This window comes from Prevotella falsenii DSM 22864 = JCM 15124, assembly GCF_000613945.1.
Classification (GTDB): Bacteria; Bacteroidota; Bacteroidia; order Bacteroidales; family Bacteroidaceae; genus Prevotella; species Prevotella falsenii.
Genome location: NZ_BAJY01000006.1, coordinates 90,330 through 108,370 on the forward strand (window position 1 = coordinate 90,330; position 18,041 = coordinate 108,370).

An 18,041-nucleotide genomic window follows, 5' to 3' on the forward strand; every position below is an offset into this window, starting at 1 on the left:
TGCTAAATACTCATTTATCCGCAGCGAGATGCCCCACAGTTCGTGCAGATAAGACAACCTTCTTGATAAACCAAAGTTTCTTGTCCACACATCGGACAGGTTTGTCCCGATGCATTTGTACCATCGGTTACATACTTCTTCAGGGCACGTTCCACACCGTTTTTCCATGTGTTTATGCTCTCATCATTGAGTTGCAAAGAACCTACGAGGTGAATAACATGGTCGATAGGCATACGATAACGCAACACACCTGAGATAAGTTTTGCATAATTCCAATACTCCGGATTGAATTTCTCAGACAATCCTTCGACTGTTGTTTTATATCCGCGCTTGTTCTCAAACTGAAAGTCGTATCGGTGTGTACCGTCAGGATTTGTTTGCTTTATTATCTTTCCCTTAGTTACGCTCTTTGGCAATACAATACCTTCGTCGTCGTCTTGCAAACCTGTAAATATTTCGTAAGGATAGCCATCAAGGAGTCCGACGAATGCCACCCATTTATCCTTGTTATTCTGAAATCGAACCACATCGCAGTCCAATACCTGCGGACGAACTTCCACCACTTGTGGAGGAGTACAGATATGTCCATGTTTTTCTTCCACTGCACTTAGGTCGTTATCCTTGTTTGTTTCGTTCTCGTTCTTTTTCTTTTTATCTTTCTTAGATACAGAAATCATTACGCCTGAGCGAGAACCATCACGATAGATTGTACAACCTTTGCAACCGGAACGCCAAGCCTCAACATAGAGTTTGTTTACCAATGCTTCATCAACATTGTTCGGCAGGTTCACTGTAACCGAAATAGAGTGGTCTACCCATTTCTGAATTGCTCCTTGCATGCGCACCTTCATCAACCAATCCACATCGTTTGCGGTTGCTTTATAATAAGGTGAACGTTTTACAAGCTCGTTTATCTCTGTCTGGCTGTATTTCTTTGTAATATCAAGACCGTTTATCTTCATCCATTCCAAGAACTTCTTGTGGTAAACAATGTATTCTTCGAACGAATCGCCCACCTCGTCCACATAATCCACGTGCACATCAGTATCGTTTGGATTTACTTTTCGGCGACGTGTGTAAACCGGCATAAACACCGGTTCGATGCCCGAAGTGGTTTGCGTCATCAAAGAAGTAGTACCGTAGGGGCTATGGTTAGGCAAGCAATGTTGCGACGACCATACTTCATCATATCAGCATAGAGCTGTTCGTCTGCCTCTTTCATGCGCAAGAGGAACGGATTTTCAGATTCGCGCTGTGCATCAAAGATTGTAAAAGCACCTCGTTCCTGCGCCATTGTTACCGAAGAGCGGTAGGCTGCCAATGCCAATGTTTTGTGTACCTCTACCGAGAAGGTGGTTGCTTCTTCTGTTCCATAGCGCAATCCCATGGCTGCAATCATGTCTCCTTCGGCTGTTATGCCCACTCCGGTGCGGCGACCTTTACCACTCTTGTCCTTTATCTTCTCCCAAAGATGGTATTCGGCGAGCTTTACTTCATCGTTTTGTGGGTCGTTCTTTATCTTTTCCATGATAAGGTCTATCTTTTCCATCTCAAGGTCTACGATGTCGTCCATGATACGCTGCGCAAGAACGGCATGCTTTCTGAACAAATCGAAGTCGAAGGTTGCGTCTTTCGTGAATGGATTCTTCACGTAAGCGTATAGATTGATAGACAACAAGCGACAGCTGTCGTACGGACACAATGGAATTTCGCCACAAGGATTGGTCGATACTGTGCGGAAACCTAAGTCGGCATAACAATCGGGCAGACTTTCTTTTATAATGGTATCCCAGAACAGCACACCCGGTTCGGCACTTTTCCATGCGTTGTGTACTATTTTCTCCCACAACTTCTTTGCCGATATTTCCTTACTGTAAGTAGGTTGCTCAGCGTCGATAGGGAATTGCTGCACAAATGGCTTGTCGTTTACGACTGCTTCCATAAAGCTGTCGGTTATCTTTACCGATACATTGGCACCCGTAACCTTGCCTTCTTCCATTTTTGCATCGATGAATGCTTCTGCATCGGGGTGCTTTACGCTCACCGAAAGCATCAACGCGCCGCGGCGACCGTCTTGTGCCACTTCGCGCGTACTGTTGGAATAACGCTCCATAAAGGGCACCAAGCCCGTAGAAGTAAGGGCGGAATTGTTTACCGGCGAACCCTTCGGGCGCACGTGGCTAAGGTCGTGCCCTACTCCACCGCGACGTTTCATCAGCTGCACCTGCTCTTCGTCGATGCGCAAGATAGCACCGTAAGAGTCGGCATCGCCGTCTAAACCTATCACAAAGCAGTTTGACAGCGAGGCTATTTGGCAGTTGTTGCCTATCCCCGTCATCGGACTGCCGGCAGGAATAATATAACGGAAGTGGTCCATCAGTTCGAAAACGTCCTGCGCACTTATGGGATTCTTGTACTTCTTCTCTATACGGGCAACTTCGTTGGCAATACGCCAATGCATATCTTCGGGCGATTTCTCATAAATATTGCCGAGACTATCCTTCATTGCATACTTGTTTACCCAAACCCTTGCGGCTAATTCATCGCCGTCGAAATACCTCAGTGAGGCCTCAAATGCTTCATCAAATGAGTATGTTTTGCTTTCTTTCATTAAACTTCTTCGTAAAAAATGTGTCTGCGAAGTTACTAATTGTTTTCCAAAATAGAAAACTTTTTCCTAACTTTGTAACCTAAAATTTCCCAAAATGAAAACTATACAGAATAGAACAAGCATCAGGAAATACTCAAACAGAGAAGTTTCCAATACACTTTTAAAGGAATTATTAAGTAAGGCAGAACGTACACCGACAATGGGCAACCTACAGCTTTACTCGGTTATAGCAACGCGCAGCAACGAAATGAAGCAGAAACTGGCACCTGCACACTTCAACCAGCCGATGGTGGAAAATGCTGCAGTGGTGCTAACCTTCTGTGCCGACTTCCGTCGAACTACCATTTGGGCAGAAAACAGAAAAGGAACACCGGGCTACGACAACTTTCTTTCTTTTTTGAATGCTGCCACCGACGCCCTACTCTATTGCCAAACGTTCACCAACTTGGCTGAAGCTGAAGGTCTTGGCACGTGTTTTCTCGGCACCACCATCTACAATTCAAAACCCATTATAGAACTTCTGAAACTGCCAAAACTCGTCATGCCTGTAGCAACACTCACCATTGGCTGGCCCGACGAAGCACCAACACCCACCGACCGTCTGCCGCTTGAGAGCATTTTACACGAAGAAACCTATACCGACTATACCGCAGAAAGCATCGACCAATATTATAAGGTGAAAGAATCGCTCGAAGAAAACAAGCATTTCGTTGAGATAAACAAAACCGAAACATTGGCACAAATCTTCACGGATATTCGATACAAGAAGAGCGACAACGAGGCTATGTCTGTCGGACTATTGGAAACGCTCAAGCAACAGGGCTTCCTTTAATCCTCAATCACAGCTCGTTAGCGGTATTTCTGCCGAACATCGACAAATTACTTACACGTAAAGAAATATTTATTTACATGTAAAGAAGAATTTACTTACACGTAAATAAATATTCTTTACGTGTAAATAATTTAGCGGACAAGTCGTTTTGTGGGGCAATCCGAAAGAAATGTATGTAAAAAACAGAAGGCAATTCATTGTTGTTGCCTGCTTTTCGTTTTCCAAATAGCTACAGACGTTTGTATATTCTATTGAATAAACATCGTGCATTATTCATTTATATCTTGTCATCAAAGTTATTTTAGAAGACTATGCTTTCCTGTTGATAGTATTTTTATCGGCTCAAAACTGAAATGATGAGGCATTTCGGCACGAGAAAGTCTCGACTTGAGCCATACCTTCAAATCATTTTCATCGATTAGAGCGTTCGTTTTCAGTTCTATCCGTGCACTAAGTACACGCCCGAAACGAGCATCGGGGACGGCATAAATCAAGGCGTCGGCTACTAAGGAATGACTTTTCAAGACTTTTTCAACATGCTCCGGATAAACATTCTCGCCCCCACAGACCACCATTCGGTCGGCTCTTCCGCGATAAAGAAAACGCCCATCGGATAGCCGGAGCACGCAATCGCCCGTATTCTGCCAACAGTTCTGCCGTCCAACCATTGCCCAACGACATTTCACCCACAAAGTGCCGACACCCTCTGCATCAGGTTCTCGTACTGCGCATTGCATACCTCGAATGGGTCTGCCAATCGAAACTTCATCACTATAAATAAGTTGCTGCGGTGTGGCGAGCATAAAGAAACCGGCCTCAGATGTGCCATAAAGATTGTAAAGCACAAAGCCAAGGTGCTCCATTGTATGCCTTGCTAACGACACATCGAGTCGGTCGCCTCCGCTGATGATACACTTCAGTGAGCGCAAACGGATTTCGGCATTTTTCGTCTGCCACAGTCGGGCAAGCATGGCAGGTACCATTGGCATCACCTCAACCCGCTCTGTTGCTACGATATTCAGTACCTCTTCGGCATCGAAATGGCGCAACAAACAAATCTTTTTGCCCATAACGAGCGAGACAATCAGTGTAGCCAGACCGAAGCCATGATAGAAAGGAAGTCCTATCAGCACGCTCCGATAGCTGTCAATATGCAAATCACGGAGCAGCGAAAAGAAGGGCGGAAGAAACTGAACAATGCCTGTTTGGCGTGCAGCCTCCTTATAGTTACCACTCGAACCGCCCGTCATCACACTGATATTTCCACCTCTTCCTGTATATGGCAGCGCAACTTTTTCAATAGCTTCTTGCCTTTTTATGCTTTCCAACAAGGTTTCACACGATACCATAGGGCACACTGCGTCCAAGCCATTCGACGGTATCGATTTCTCATCGTAGATAAAAAGTGCAAACGGACGACCCATTAACTGCGCCAACTGCTCGCTTGAGAGGTCGGTATTCAGCAATCTTACATGGACGCCCAATCGCGAAAGAGCAGGCAGAAGTAAGGCTGAAACAAGATGGTTGCGGCAAAACAATGCTACATGTTGCCCGCTTTTCAAGTGATAATTATGATGAAGGACATGGGATAATCGCTGTGCCAACGTATAGAACTCTTGATAATCTATGTGCCGATTATCGCTCACAACAGCACAATCGTGTGCATGGTAGCGAGCAGCAAAGCGCACGGCAGCCATCATCGTAATGCCTTCGCGTAGGAAGCAATCAAGCAGACGCACGATGCCACGCGGTGTAATGAGGTGCAGACGCCGGAGCGAACGGAGGAGAGACGTTTTCATCGAACAGCTTTTTGATAGAAGAAACGAACCAAGGGAGCAAACAATGACGCCACGGGAGCGGTAAGTCGTGCCCACCAAGGCTGATAAGAGAAGCGGCTTTTCATGGCTAACCGCAACAGAATACACGCAGCATCATCAGCCGAATAAGCAGGCAAGGAACGATAATTCGGGTTAGCCATAGACATTTCCGTGCGTACCAAAGGAAGGTAAGCCACATGAACGCCAACCCCAAGTCGTTTCCATTCGCTTTCTGCCGTGCGGCACCACACATTGGTTGCACACTTTGAAGCGTGATAAGCCGACCAGCCCGGAGCAGGCGGATAAAGACAACTGACCGACGAAGTATAAACTAATTGTCCGCCCGCCTGTTGCAAAGCAGGCAACAAAGCCAGTGCCAATGCCACAACGGAACGATAGTTTAAGTCTATCGTACGGTCGAAATCATGCAGTCGGTCTGTGGCATCGGCAATCTTTCGGAATATAGATTTTCCTGCATTGCAGAAGAGATAATCCACCGTGGGCAGCTGTTTCAATTCATGACACAGCAAATCCAAGGCAGGACGGTCGCGCAAATCGAGTGCACGACAGAGTGCCTGACAACCCATTGTCTGCGCTTCACTGCACAAAGTCTGCAATTCTGCCCCATTGCGCGCCACGAGATAGAGGTTCGCCCCAACCTGCATCAGCCGCTTTGCCAATGCAAATCCGATGCCTCGCGATGCCCCTGTAATTACCACCCAGCGTCCTTTGAAACGATATTGCAATTGCTTTTCGTTCATACCGGGCTTGGGATAAACCAAGGAAGCATATAGTTTCAACATGTTTATCTTCATTCCTTACTCCTTATTTTCTATTTGCAAACATAACTTTTATTCTCCGATAGTATAAGTTTTTGCAGTATATTGCATATAAAAACAAAATACAAATGTGCGTCAGGGTTCTCGTTTGTGAGGGTGTTTATCGTAATACCACAGTTCAATGCTGTTGATAATGTTTTGCCAAAGTATGTAGCAGCCGGGACCTACCGACGACAATGGGTTCAGATAAGTAAAGGTTATCCAGATGGCAAAGGTGGTATTCTTCTGTCCCAAGGCTTGTCCCGCCTCGATGGTGCTATCGAAAAAGCGACCAATAAATCTGCCGACAGCAAACTGTACCAAGCAAAGCAGCAAGCCCAAGAGGGCAATGAAGACGAGGAAAAGCACCGTAGTATCGGCATGAACGATGTTTTTAACGGTTGTTCCCGTTACAATGGTGAGCGTGAATGCCCAGAAGTAAAAACCAAGATTGCACATACCGATAATCCAATTGTAAAGCGGACGCAATATGCGCCAATGCTTTGTGAAGTAGGCTACCACCATCGGAGCAACCAAAATAAGACAAACACGGTTGAGAATAACAAGGAAAGACTCGGCAAAACCAACGTTTACATTGGGTTCTATCAGTGGAAAACAAGTGGGAATGAGGGCTGCACAAATGAAGTTGGATAGGAAAGTGTAGGTCGTCATGTCCTCTATGTTGCCACCCAACTTCTGTGTAACGATGCTGCCGCCGATGCACAAGGGCAGATAATGCACGCCAATACCGACTCCATTAGTATCAAGCCGTTGCCTTGCAGCTTGAAAAAGAGAATGAAACCTACGGCTATAAGAACAAACAACACTTGGAAAACGCCTATCCAAAGATGCCATTGCACAGGAATGAGCCTACGGAAGTCTACTTTGCAAAACGTAACGTAGAGCATTAAGAACATGCACACGGGCAACAAGAAATCGAATATCGGTTCGAAGACTGCCGAAGCAGGGGCAAGTAGGGGTATAAAAGCAAACAGCAAGTAAACGATAACACCTGTAGCAATGGCTACCGGCAGCGTCCATTTCTTTATAATACTTATCAATTCCACTTTTGTTTTGCTTGGTCTATAATGTATTCTTACTGAATTATTCGTCAAATGTACGAATATTTTCGGGAATATACCGTTGCCTTAAAGTATATTTTATAAAATGAAGTTTCCTATAAAAAGTTAGGTTATATAGGAAGAAACATTTATATTTGCAAAATAAACGAAGTTTAAGATGAGTAATAAGACAACAGATACTATCGAATATTTGGTATGCTGCATTGGAGCATTTGCCAAGCGTTTCTCGTTGAGCAATTCGCAAGCATATAAATATCTGAGTCAGCATAAAGGCTTAGACTTTTTGATTAAGCATTACGATGCAGAGCACACATTGTCTATAGACGATGCAGTAGAAGACATAACAACCATTTGCCAACGCCATGGAGGGGCATTAGTGTGATACTGTATCATGGCTCTAACCAAATAATTGAACAAATAGACCTAAGCAAAGGACGCAAAGGAAAGGACTTTGGACAAGGTTTTTATCTAAGTGATAGTTTTGAACAAGCTAAACTTATGGCTGAGAATACTGTTGCAAAAATGGAATGTGGAGAGTCTTGCATTACCAAATTTGAATTTGATGACAATCTATTGCACTCACCGGTAGACGTAAAAGTAAAGCTATTTACAGAATACAACATAGAGTGGGCAAAGTTCATTATTGCCAATCGCAACAATCGTTCAACTTCCGCCATTCATAATTATGATATTGTATATGGTCCGATTGCTGATGATAGAGTGGGTCTACAATTACAACGGTATCGTCAGCAATATATATCTTTAGAACAGTTAGTGGAAGAATTGAAATATAAACGTCCCACTTTTCAGTATTTCTTTGGTACTGAAAAAGCAATATGCCATTTAATAATGAAAGGATAACAAGATGAGCATACAAGAGCAAGATAAGCAATTTATGATAGAATGTCTGACCAAAGATTTGGTTATGATGTTGATGGAAGATTATGGCTATAGTATGGAAAAGGCGTTGTCTATAGTCTACAATTCGCATACTTATGAGAAATTAGAGGACGAGAAAACAGGACTTTATTATCAAAGTGCAGAGTATGCTTACGACTTCTTGAGTCAGGAATTAAACCAATGTGTTAAATAAAAGCTATAAAAGCATTTATATTTGTTTTAAGGCAGATGCTAAAATAACCTTTGTAAGGTTTTCAGTATCTGCCTTAAATGTTTTCTTAAAAATCTATTCTTCCACTTTTACTTTCTCTTTATACAAGTCTTCAAGGTTGATAGGTGCAACGTCTTCCTGTTTTTTCTTTTGCTTTGCAGGCTTATCGTCTATCGGTGGCACCGGCGTTTTCTTCTTCTCGTCAATGATGGGTGTTGTTACGATAGGTTTTGAAGATATGGTATCTGTCGGCTTTTCGGTGATGACAGAATCCAACGGAACAGTTGCTGCAATGGCACGCAGGCTGTCGTCCACTGCCTTTGCGCGGGCAATGCTGTCGGCAGTCATCTTTTCATCAATCTTGGTTTGGCACCCTTTGCGCATATTTACTACCTGCGCCAATCGGGCTTCCACATCGGTTACGGTGCGATGCTTGCGGAAAAATGCTTCGGAAAGCACATAAGCATCGCGCGCTTTCTCCCATTCCTCGCCAAACATATAGCACAATCCGAGTCGATAGTATATTTCTCCCTTCTCGCTGTCGTAGCAAACAGTGAGTGCTTGCTCGTAGAAAGAGATGGCAGGTTTGTATTCCTGCAACTGAAAATGGCTCTCGGCATTGGCAAAATAATACACCGACCGCTCGTGCGGGGCAAGTACGGCAAGGCGCGGTGCCACCTCGTCAAGATAATCCGTTGCACTTTTATAATCCCATTCGTGGTAATAGCACAGACCTATATAGGCACGAAAGCGGTCGTTCAGCTTGTATCGCCTGTCCAACTGTTGGAAAATAAGCAATGCTTCGTGGTATTTCCCCGAATTGAAATAAGCCACCGCCTTGTCCAATTGCACAGGGTCGGGGTCGGAAGTCTGCGCCGATGCCGACAGAACCGATAAGCACAGAAATGCCAAAAGGCAACACAGATGCTGTTTCAACGCTGCCAAAAGACTGTTTCCGTGTATATTATTGCAGCCAAGCAATCTTCTTAACCTCCTTATCTCCATATTTTATAACATCTAAATCTATCAGCACAATGCCCTGTTTGTGGTTTTCGTGTGTGTCGCCCATTGCTGTTTCTATGTCTTTCAGTTGTTGCACAAGCTGTTGCAACGAAAGCGATGTGGTGAAGTCAGCCAAGCAATTCAAGTATCTGTCCGACACGATGCCGACGGGTTCGGTCCATTGCGGTTGCGTGAAAGTTATATCTGAAAACACAGCCTTCAACCTTTCAACGGCTTCCTTTATATGCTTTTCTTGCTCGGTATTCGAGCCAAGTGCTATTGTTATCTTCATTTTCTTTATTAATTATACTAAGCTAACATACTTCTGTTCGTATCTTCCGGCTTGCAAAAGTACGCTATTCTATTATAAAGGTACGATAAACAGCACATTATTTATAAAAAATAACAATTGCGAATAAAAAACGTTCAAACGCTTCTTATGGACTCTTAACTTTTTATTAACTTTGTAGCCACATTATAATATATAGTACTATTGTTTGAATGAAAGAATTTGTTATATCGGAAGTCAAAGCCGAAACCGCCATACTTGTAGGACTGATAACGCAAGAGCAGGACGAAGCCAAGACCAAAGAATACTTAGATGAATTGGAATTTCTTGCCGATACCGCAGGAGCCGTTACCGTGAAACGCTTTACACAACGTGTTGGCGGACCGAATATGACGTCGTATGTGGGCAAGGGAAAACTTGCAGAAATAAAAGAATACATCAAAACAAAGGAAGACGAAGACGAACCTATCGGTATGGTAATCTTCGACGACGAGTTGTCGGCTAAACAATTGAGGAACATTGAAAACGAACTACAAGTAAAGATTCTCGACAGAACATCTCTCATTCTCGATATATTTGCCATGCGTGCACAGACTGCCAACGCCAAGACACAGGTAGAATTGGCACAGTATCGCTATATGTTGCCACGCTTGCAACGACTCTGGACGCACCTCGAACGACAGGGCGGCGGCTCCGGTTCGGGCGGTGGCAAAGGCTCGGTGGGCTTGCGCGGTCCGGGTGAAACTCAGTTGGAGATGGACCGCCGTATTATTTTGCAACGTATGACCCTGCTGAAACAACGCTTGGTAGAGATAGACAAGCAGAAGATAACGCAGCGAAAGAACCGCGGACGCCTTATTCGTGTGGCATTGGTGGGCTATACCAACGTAGGCAAATCGACCATTATGAACATGTTAGCCAAAAGCGAAGTGTTTGCAGAAAACAAGTTGTTTGCCACGTTAGATACGACAGTGCGTAAGGTTGTGCTGCAAAACCTGCCTTTTCTCTTGGCAGATACCGTAGGATTTATACGCAAATTGCCCACCGACTTGGTCGATTCGTTTAAATCAACCCTCGACGAAGTACGCGAAGCCGACCTGTTGCTGCACGTTGTAGATATTTCTCACCCCGACTTCGAGGAACAAATACAAGTCGTAACAGAAACTTTGAAAGATTTGGAGTGTGCCGAAAAGCCGTCAATGATAATCTTCAACAAGATAGACAACTATACTTGGGAGGAAAAAGAAGAAGACGACCTGACGCCAATGAGCAAGGAAAACGTGTCGCTCGAAGAACTAAAGCGCACGTGGATGGCGAAACTGAACGACGATTGCTTGTTTATTTCGGCAAAAGAGAAAGAAAACATCGACGAATTCAGAGATGTTTTATACAAGAAAGTAAAAGAACTTCACGTGCAAAAGTATCCTTACAACGACTTTTTATACTACACGGATGTAGAAGAAGGTGCGCAATAGCATTTACGTTTCATTCATTGTTTCACAGATATGGCATACAGAGCATTAACCGACAACGAAATTTTTATTCTTGAGAACAACAACTGTTGGGCTGAAGATTGGAGCAAAATAGAAGTAGACGAAGACGGTTTTCAACCCAAATTCCTGCATCGTGTCATCTTCTACGGCGATATTCGGCTCGGTGCTTTCGAGAAGAATGTTGAAGTTTCAAAAGGTTTCTTCAAGCATTCAGGCATCAACGATGCTACTTTAAGAAACGTAACCGTGGGCAACAACTGCTTGATTGAGAAGATAGGAAACTACATTCACAACTACACCATAGGCGACGACTGTCTGATAGCCAACGTTTCGGTAATGGAAACGACCGAAGGTGCAACCTACGGACAAGGCAATGTTATATCGGTATTGAACGAGGCGGGCGACGGAAACATTATTATGTTCCCCGAATTAAGCAGTCAATTTGCTGCCCTTATGGTGAAACACTTTAAGGACAAAGACCTTAAGAATGCCATTCGCCGATTGGTTTCGGAAGAGATTGCACGTCTTACACCTGCCGTCAGTACCATCGGAAACAATGTAAAGATAGTAAATTCAAAGGAGATAACAAACACAATCATTCACAACGATTGCGAGATTTCGGGCGCAAGCAGACTTTGCGATTGCACCATTCTCAGTTCCGAACATGCAAATGTGTATATCGGTACGGGCGTTATCTGCGAAAACTCTATCATCAGCGAAGGGTCGAGCATCATCAACAGCGCGAAAATACAAGATTGTTTTATCGGCGAGACTTGTCATATTGCCAATGGCTTTACAGCGTCGCAGAGTGTTTTCTTTGCCAATTCTTACATGGCAAACGGCGAAGCGTGCGCTGCTTTCTGCGGACCTTTCTCGGTTTCACACCATAAAAGTACGCTCCTTATCGGCGGAATGTATTCGTTCTACAATGCCGGTTCTGCTACAAACTTCTCCAATCACGCTTACAAGATGGGACCATTGCACCATGGAACGTTAGAGCGGGGGTGTAAAACAGCAAGTGGCAGCCACGTTGTTATGCCTGCAACAATAGGTGCTTTTTCTGTTTGTTTCGGCAAAATAACCAACCACCCCCACACAGAGGCACTGCCATTCTCGTATATTATCGCCTACAACGAAGAGCCCTGCATCGTTCCGGGACGTAATATTGCAACCGTAGGCTCTATCGTGATGTACGAAAGTGGCCCAAACGCGACTTGCGACCACAAAGTTCGCAGAAGAGTATCATCAATTTCGAGTGGCTATCGCCCTTCACTGCAAGCGAAATAGTTCGTGGAAAAAATACGTTGAAAGCACTAAAGAAAGCAAGTGGTGCCACTTCCGACTGCTATATATATAATGGTTACACCATAAAAGCATCGAGTTTGGACAAAGGTATTCAGCTTTACGATGTAGCTCTCCGTATTTATATGGGTGAAATGCTGAAGAAAGCCAAACATTTGGACATACTCGACAAGCCGTTGGAACAGCATTCGATAAACGTATGGAGCGATTTAGGCGGCTTGCTTCTACCTGATTATGAAGAGCAACGCATACTCGAAGATATTAAAAGCGGCAGTTTGGAAACCATTGAAGACGTAAACGACCGCTTCAAGGAAATAAATTCCAACTATTACAGATACGCTTGGGATTGGACACGCTTCCTCATCGAGCATTATTATGGCAGCAAGGACATTTCTGAAACTATCGAAGCACAAATCATAGACGACTATAACGATGCATTGAAAACATGGATTAGCGAAATTTGCAAAGATGCAGAGAAAGAATATAGTATGGGCGACGTAGATAAAGAAGTATTGGAAGACTTCCTTGAAAAGCTCGAACAGGAAAACAGTAATACAATAATCAATTAACAAAAATATAAATAAAACATTATGCTTAAAAACCTTTCTTTTGGAAAAATAGGCTTGTCTTTGCTCCTACTACTCGGTGTTGTAGGCATAAAAGCACAGACTCGTACCTATGAAAGCGTGCCTAACGACCCAATGAAGACACGCATCTACACCCTTGACAACGGGTTGAAAGTCTACATCAGTGTAAATAAAGAGAAGCCACGCATTCAAACTTACATTGCCGTGCGTACGGGTAGCCGCAACGACCCTGCTGAAACAACAGGCTTGGCACACTATCTTGAACACATTATGTTTAAAGGAACAGATAAGTTTGGTACTTCCAACTACGAGATTGAACGCCCTTATCTGAAGCAAATAGAGAGCCTTTACGAAGAGTATCGCCACATGAAAGACCCTGCAAAGCGCAAGGTTTGGTATCACAAGATTGACTCTGTGTCTCAGATTGCTGCACAATACAACATTCCTAACGAGTACGACAAGCTCATGGCAGCTATCGGAAGTCAGGGAACAAATGCTTATACATCTAACGATGTTACTTGTTATGTGGAGAATATACCAAGCAACGAGATTGAATCATGGGCGAAAGTGCAAGGCGACCGTTTCCAAAATATGGTTATTCGTGGCTTCCATACAGAGCTTGAAGCGGTGTATGAGGAATACAATATGGGCTTAACAAACGACAGCCGAAAGCTATTTACAGCTTTAATGGCAAAGCTTTTCCCTAACCATCCATACGGTACACAGACCACAATCGGTAGAGGCGACCACTTGAAGAACCCTTCTATCACGAACATTATGAACTATTACCACCGCTATTACGTGCCAAACAACATAGCAATCTGTATGTCCGGCGACCTCAATCCGGAGGAAACGGTGGCAATAATAGAGAAATATTTCGGTAATTGGAAAAGAAGCGAAACGCTGAGTGCACCTCAATACAGTGCTCAACCTAAGTTTACAGCCCCTGTTGATACAACGGTAGTTGGCTTGGAGGCAGAAACGATTTACTTGGGTTGGAGAGCCGACAAGGGAAACTCTCTGCAATGCGATACGCTGAACATCATTGGCGATTTGTTAAGCAACGGTCGTGCCGGTCTTTACGACTTGAATTTGAATCGGACAATGAAGGTTCAATCAGCAGGTGCGGGCTTCTCTGAACTCACAGACTACTCTATGTTCATTGCAATGGGTATTCCCAAGAAGGGGCAAACCTTGCAAGAGGTTCGCGATTTATTGCTTAGTGAAATAGAAAAACTGAAGAAGGGCGATTTCTCTGACGACTTATTACCTTCTATTATCAACAATTACAAGCGCAGCTATTATAAGAATCTCGACGACAACGAGTTCCGTGCCAAGGCTTTTGTAGATGCTTTCATCAACAATGTTGATTGGAAACAAGAAGTAGACAGGCTCAACCGCATTTCAAAGATGACAAAAGCAGAAATCGTTAGCTTTGCAAATCGTTTCTTTGACAATGGTTATGCAGTCATTTACAAGGTTCAAGGCACCGACACTACTATTCAAAAGGTAGACAAGCCAAAGATTACACCAATCCCAACAAATAACGACAAGCACTCAGCTTTCTTGCAAGAGGTTGTAAATCATCAGGTTGAACCTATCAAACCAGTGTTTGTTGATTTCAAGAAAGACCTTACCAAGTCTACAACAAAGAAAGGTTGGCCTATCCTTTACAAGCAAAACACACAGGACGACCTATTCACACTCTACTTGGAAATTCCTTTCGGAGAGGAGAGCGATATATTGCCGGGCTACGCTAAGATGTATATCGACTATCTTGGCACAGACAAAATGACCAACGCACAGATTAAGCAAGAGTTGTATAAACTTGCCTGCGACTACGACATCGGTCAGTCAAAGGACGAAACTTACTTCAAACTGACAGGCTTAAACGAAAATCTTCCAAAGGCGTTGGCACTTATCAACGACGTGATTGATAATGCAAAGGTAGACAAGGAAGCCTATGCTGCTGCCGTGGACTTGCTGATTAAATCGCGAAAGGACGATAAAGCCGACCAAAGCGAAAACTTCAAAGCCTTGTTAGACTACGGTATGTATGGTCCTTACAACGCTAAGCGCAACATCTTGAGCGAAGAACAGCTCAAGAATATGGACCCACAGAAGCTGTTAAATTCGCTGAAGAACTTGAAAAACTACAAGCAGACAGTGCTTTACTACGGTCCTTCTTCGCTCAAAGATATTGACAACCTCTTGAGCAAAACCTTCAAGACAGCCAAGAAGTTCACTCCGCTGCCAAAAGAAAAGCATTATACGCTGCAGACAACGCCTAAGAATGAAATTCTTCTTGCACCTTACGATGCCAAGAACATCTATATGGTTCAGTTCCACAATGAGAACAAAGAGTGGAATCCAAACGATGCTGCAAAGATTGCGGTCTTTAACGAGTACTTCGGAGGCGGTATGAATGCCATCGTATTCCAAGAAATGCGCGAGGCACGTGCATTGGCTTACTCTGCAAGCGCAAACTATCGAATGCCGAACCGTTTGGGCGACAAAGAGAACTTCTTCACTTACATCATCACACAGAACGACAAGATGATGGACTGCGTTGCACAGTTCAACGAACTTCTCAACAATGTTCCCGTTCGACAAGCCAACTTCGATTTGGCAAAACAAAATCTTTTAAAGAGCCTTGTATCGGCTCGTACAACCAAGTACTCTATCCTTTCTGCTTATATGGACGCACAAAAGATGGGCTTGGATTGCAGTTTGATCGAGAAGATTTACAAAGACCTGCCAAGCGTAACGTTTGATGACATTATCAACTTCGAGAAGACCAACATGGCAAACAAGACCTTCAAGTATCTCATTCTTGGCAATGAAAAGGAACTCGACATCAAGGCTTTGGAGAAGATTGCACCTATCAGGCGTGTTACAACAGAAGAAATCTTTGGTTATTAAATCAAGATAACGTCTTGCAAACTCGGTAAATCCTAAGCTGCAAGACCAAAACAAAAACATTATTTAAACATTAATAGAAACCTGACACCATGAATTGTAAGACAAGAGAGTCTTATATATAATGGTGTCAGGTTATTTTTAAAGACTATGGCTGAATTCAAGTATGCCCCGATGTTTCAATTGGGGAAAGATGAAACAGAGTACAGACTGCTCTCTAAAGAGGGAATCGCAGTCGCTAACTTTGAAGGTAAAGAGATTGTGAAAGTAGCCCCGGAGGCATTGACACTATTGGCACAAGAGGCTTTTCACGATTGTGAGTTCCTTCTCCGTCGCGAACATAACGAACAAGTTGCTGCCATTCTTAAAGACGACGAGGCTTCTGAAAACGACAAGTATGTTGCGCTCCAGTTCCTGCGCAATGCCGAAACGGCTGCAAAGGGTGTGTTGCCTTTCTGTCAAGACACAGGTACGGTAATTATCCACGGCGAGAAAGGGCAGCAGATATGGACAGGGTTCGAGGACGAAGAAGCACTTTCGCTTGGTGTTTTCAACACGTTCACACAAGAGAACCTACGTTACTCGCAGAACGCACCGCTGAACATGTTCGACGAAGTGAACACCAAGTGCAACCTTCCGGCGCAAATCGACATCGAAGCAACCGAAGGTGCAGAATACAAATTCGTAATGGTGGCGAAGGGAGGCGGCTCTGCCAACAAAACTTACTTCTACCCTATGACCAAAGCCACCATTCAGAACGAAGGCACGCTCATTCCTTTCTTGGTAGAAAAGATGAAGAGTCTTGGCACAGCAGCCTGCCCTCCGTACCACATTTGCTTTGTCATTGGTGGCACGTCAGCCGAGAAGAATTTGCTCACGGTCAAGCTCGGCAGCATCAAATATTACGATGCGCTTCCTACAACAGGCGACGAAACAGGCCGTGCTTTCCGCGACATCGAGTTGGAAAAGAAAATTCTCGAAGAAGCACATAAGATTGGACTCGGTGCGCAGTTCGGCGGCAAGTATCTTGCACACGACATTCGCATTATTCGTCTGCCACGCCACGGTGCCAGCGTGCCTATCGGTATGGGCGTATCTTGCTCTGCCGACCGCAACATAAAGGGCAAAATAAACAAAGACGGTATTTGGTTGGAGAAGATGGACACCAACCCGGGCGAACTCATTCCTGAAGAATACCGTAAGCCCGGCGAAGGTGCCAAGGGCATAGAAATCGACTTGAACAAAGGCATCGATGCCGTTCGTGCCGAACTTACCAAGCACCCGGTTTCTACGCGTGTAAACTTAAAGGGTACCATTATCGTGGCGCGCGACATCGCACACGCAAAACTCAAGGCTCGTCTCGATGCCGGCGAACCATTGCCACAATACTTTAAGGACTACCCCGTGCTTTACGCAGGACCTGCAAAAACACCAAACGGACTGCCTTGTGGGTCTATGGGACCAACAACAGCCAACCGTATGGACCCATACGTCGATGAATTTCAAGCCAATGGCGGCTCGCTCGTAATGATTGCCAAAGGCAATCGTACACAAGAAGTTACCGATGCTTGCAAGAAGCATGGCGGTTTCTATCTCGGAACCATCGGCGGCGTGGCTGCCGTACTTTCGCAAAGCAGTATCAAGAGCATAGAATGTGTGGAATACCCTGAACTCGGCATGGAAGCCGTTTATAAGATTACGGTTGAAGACTTCCCCGCATTTATCCTTGTAGACGACAAAGGCAACGACTTCTTCAAGCAGCTAAAGCCTTGGACGGGTTGTCCTAAGAAATAACAAACAACTTCTTTAAACAAGAGGGTATATCAGATCGGACTTTTGATATACCCTCTTTTCGTTTCAACCCAAATCGTTCATTAGAGTGCTTGACCGCTTTTCTTCGATTGTCGAGCAGCTGTGCCGGCATTTCATCGAAGGCGTAGCGGGCTACGGCGAGATGGAATGGCGGCGCAGATGTCGGCAAGCGGACCAAAGCAGTAAGGAAGCATGAAGGTAATAACAAATATAAGCAAATGCGTCCTAATGGTCGATTGGGGTTCAACATACAGGCTGAATATCCATTCCTTTCACGCTTCACAGCCTCACATACATATAGATTTCGGGGCGTTTCTCTTTCTGCTTTCTCTTACATATATAGGCGGTTTACATCTTTTATATTAC

12 protein-coding genes and 3 pseudogenes are annotated in these 18,041 nt (G+C 44.3%); 8 read left to right on the forward strand and 7 right to left on the reverse strand.

Annotation, left to right across the window (positions count from 1 at the left end; genetic code table 11):
• Positions 1-14: 14 nt before the first annotated feature.
• A pseudogene (locus tag JCM15124_RS13165) lies at positions 15-2,611 on the reverse strand (adenosylcobalamin-dependent ribonucleoside-diphosphate reductase).
• Positions 2,612-2,705: 94 nt separating this feature from the next.
• Here JCM15124_RS13165 and JCM15124_RS03930 point away from each other — a divergent pair.
• Complete coding sequence (locus tag JCM15124_RS03930) at positions 2,706-3,443, forward strand: nitroreductase family protein (protein WP_024998384.1); 738 nt, start codon at positions 2,706-2,708, stop codon at positions 3,441-3,443.
• A 296-nt stretch (positions 3,444-3,739) separates the two neighbouring features.
• Here the strand turns inward: JCM15124_RS03930 and JCM15124_RS03935 are convergent, their stop codons facing one another.
• From JCM15124_RS03935 to JCM15124_RS13170, 3 genes and pseudogenes are all read right to left on the reverse strand, one after another.
• Complete coding sequence (locus tag JCM15124_RS03935; protein ID WP_024998385.1) at positions 3,740-5,242, reverse strand: class I adenylate-forming enzyme family protein; 1,503 nt, start codon at positions 5,240-5,242, stop codon at positions 3,740-3,742.
• Positions 5,239-6,075, reverse strand: a complete 837-nt coding sequence (locus JCM15124_RS03940) for an SDR family NAD(P)-dependent oxidoreductase (protein WP_024998386.1) — start codon at positions 6,073-6,075, stop codon at positions 5,239-5,241. Before JCM15124_RS03940 ends, JCM15124_RS03935 begins: the two co-directional genes overlap by 4 nt.
• 99 nt (positions 6,076-6,174) lie before the next feature.
• Positions 6,175-7,145 (reverse strand): annotated as a pseudogene (locus JCM15124_RS13170) (transporter).
• 172 nt (positions 7,146-7,317) lie between these two features.
• Here JCM15124_RS13170 and JCM15124_RS03950 point away from each other — a divergent pair.
• The 3 genes from JCM15124_RS03950 to JCM15124_RS03960 are packed head-to-tail and all read left to right on the forward strand — an operon-like array spanning position 7,318 to position 8,253.
• Positions 7,318-7,542, forward strand: coding sequence for a DUF3791 domain-containing protein (locus tag JCM15124_RS03950; protein ID WP_014710362.1), 225 nt, complete (start codon positions 7,318-7,320; stop codon positions 7,540-7,542).
• Positions 7,539-8,021, forward strand: coding sequence for a DUF3990 domain-containing protein (locus JCM15124_RS03955; protein ID WP_024998387.1), 483 nt, complete (start codon positions 7,539-7,541; stop codon positions 8,019-8,021). The genes JCM15124_RS03950 and JCM15124_RS03955 overlap by 4 nt, the downstream gene beginning before the upstream one ends.
• A gap of 4 nt (positions 8,022-8,025) precedes the next feature.
• Positions 8,026-8,253 carry a hypothetical protein gene (locus JCM15124_RS03960; RefSeq protein ID WP_024998388.1) on the forward strand — a complete coding sequence of 76 codons (228 nt, stop codon included), beginning with the start codon at positions 8,026-8,028 and terminating at the stop codon, positions 8,251-8,253.
• A gap of 93 nt (positions 8,254-8,346) precedes the next feature.
• On the opposite strand, the gene JCM15124_RS03965 is transcribed toward JCM15124_RS03960, so the two are convergent.
• Both JCM15124_RS03965 and JCM15124_RS03970 read right to left on the reverse strand, forming a co-directional pair.
• The gene (locus JCM15124_RS03965; RefSeq protein WP_232220073.1) at positions 8,347-9,183 is read right to left on the reverse strand and encodes a tetratricopeptide repeat protein; all 837 of its coding nucleotides are present in this window, start codon (positions 9,181-9,183) and stop codon (positions 8,347-8,349) included.
• A 52-nt stretch (positions 9,184-9,235) separates the two neighbouring features.
• Entirely contained in the window at positions 9,236-9,565 is a 330-nt protein-coding gene (locus JCM15124_RS03970; protein ID WP_024998390.1) for a 2-amino-4-hydroxy-6-hydroxymethyldihydropteridine diphosphokinase, read from the reverse strand.
• A 209-nt stretch (positions 9,566-9,774) separates the two neighbouring features.
• Between JCM15124_RS03970 and hflX the strand changes: the two genes are divergently transcribed.
• From hflX to JCM15124_RS03990, 4 genes and pseudogenes are all read left to right on the forward strand, one after another.
• Positions 9,775-11,037: a GTPase HflX gene (gene hflX / locus JCM15124_RS03975; RefSeq protein WP_024998391.1), complete on the forward strand. Its 1,263-nt coding sequence runs from the start codon at positions 9,775-9,777 to the stop codon at positions 11,035-11,037.
• Positions 11,038-11,067: 30 nt separating this feature from the next.
• A pseudogene (locus JCM15124_RS13175) lies at positions 11,068-12,926 on the forward strand (DUF4954 family protein).
• Between the two features lie 21 nt (positions 12,927-12,947).
• A complete protein-coding gene (locus JCM15124_RS03985; RefSeq protein ID WP_024998392.1) occupies positions 12,948-15,866 on the forward strand; it encodes a M16 family metallopeptidase in 2,919 nt (972 codons plus the stop codon).
• 147 nt (positions 15,867-16,013) lie between these two features.
• Positions 16,014-17,657, forward strand: coding sequence for a fumarate hydratase (locus JCM15124_RS03990; RefSeq protein ID WP_024998393.1), 1,644 nt, complete (start codon positions 16,014-16,016; stop codon positions 17,655-17,657).
• Here JCM15124_RS03990 and JCM15124_RS15740 read toward each other — a convergent pair.
• Positions 17,647-17,958, reverse strand: coding sequence for a hypothetical protein (locus JCM15124_RS15740; RefSeq protein ID WP_156930631.1), 312 nt, complete (start codon positions 17,956-17,958; stop codon positions 17,647-17,649). The two genes, JCM15124_RS03990 and JCM15124_RS15740, sit on opposite strands and share 11 nt — an antisense overlap.
• Between the last annotated feature and the right edge of the window lie 83 nt (positions 17,959-18,041).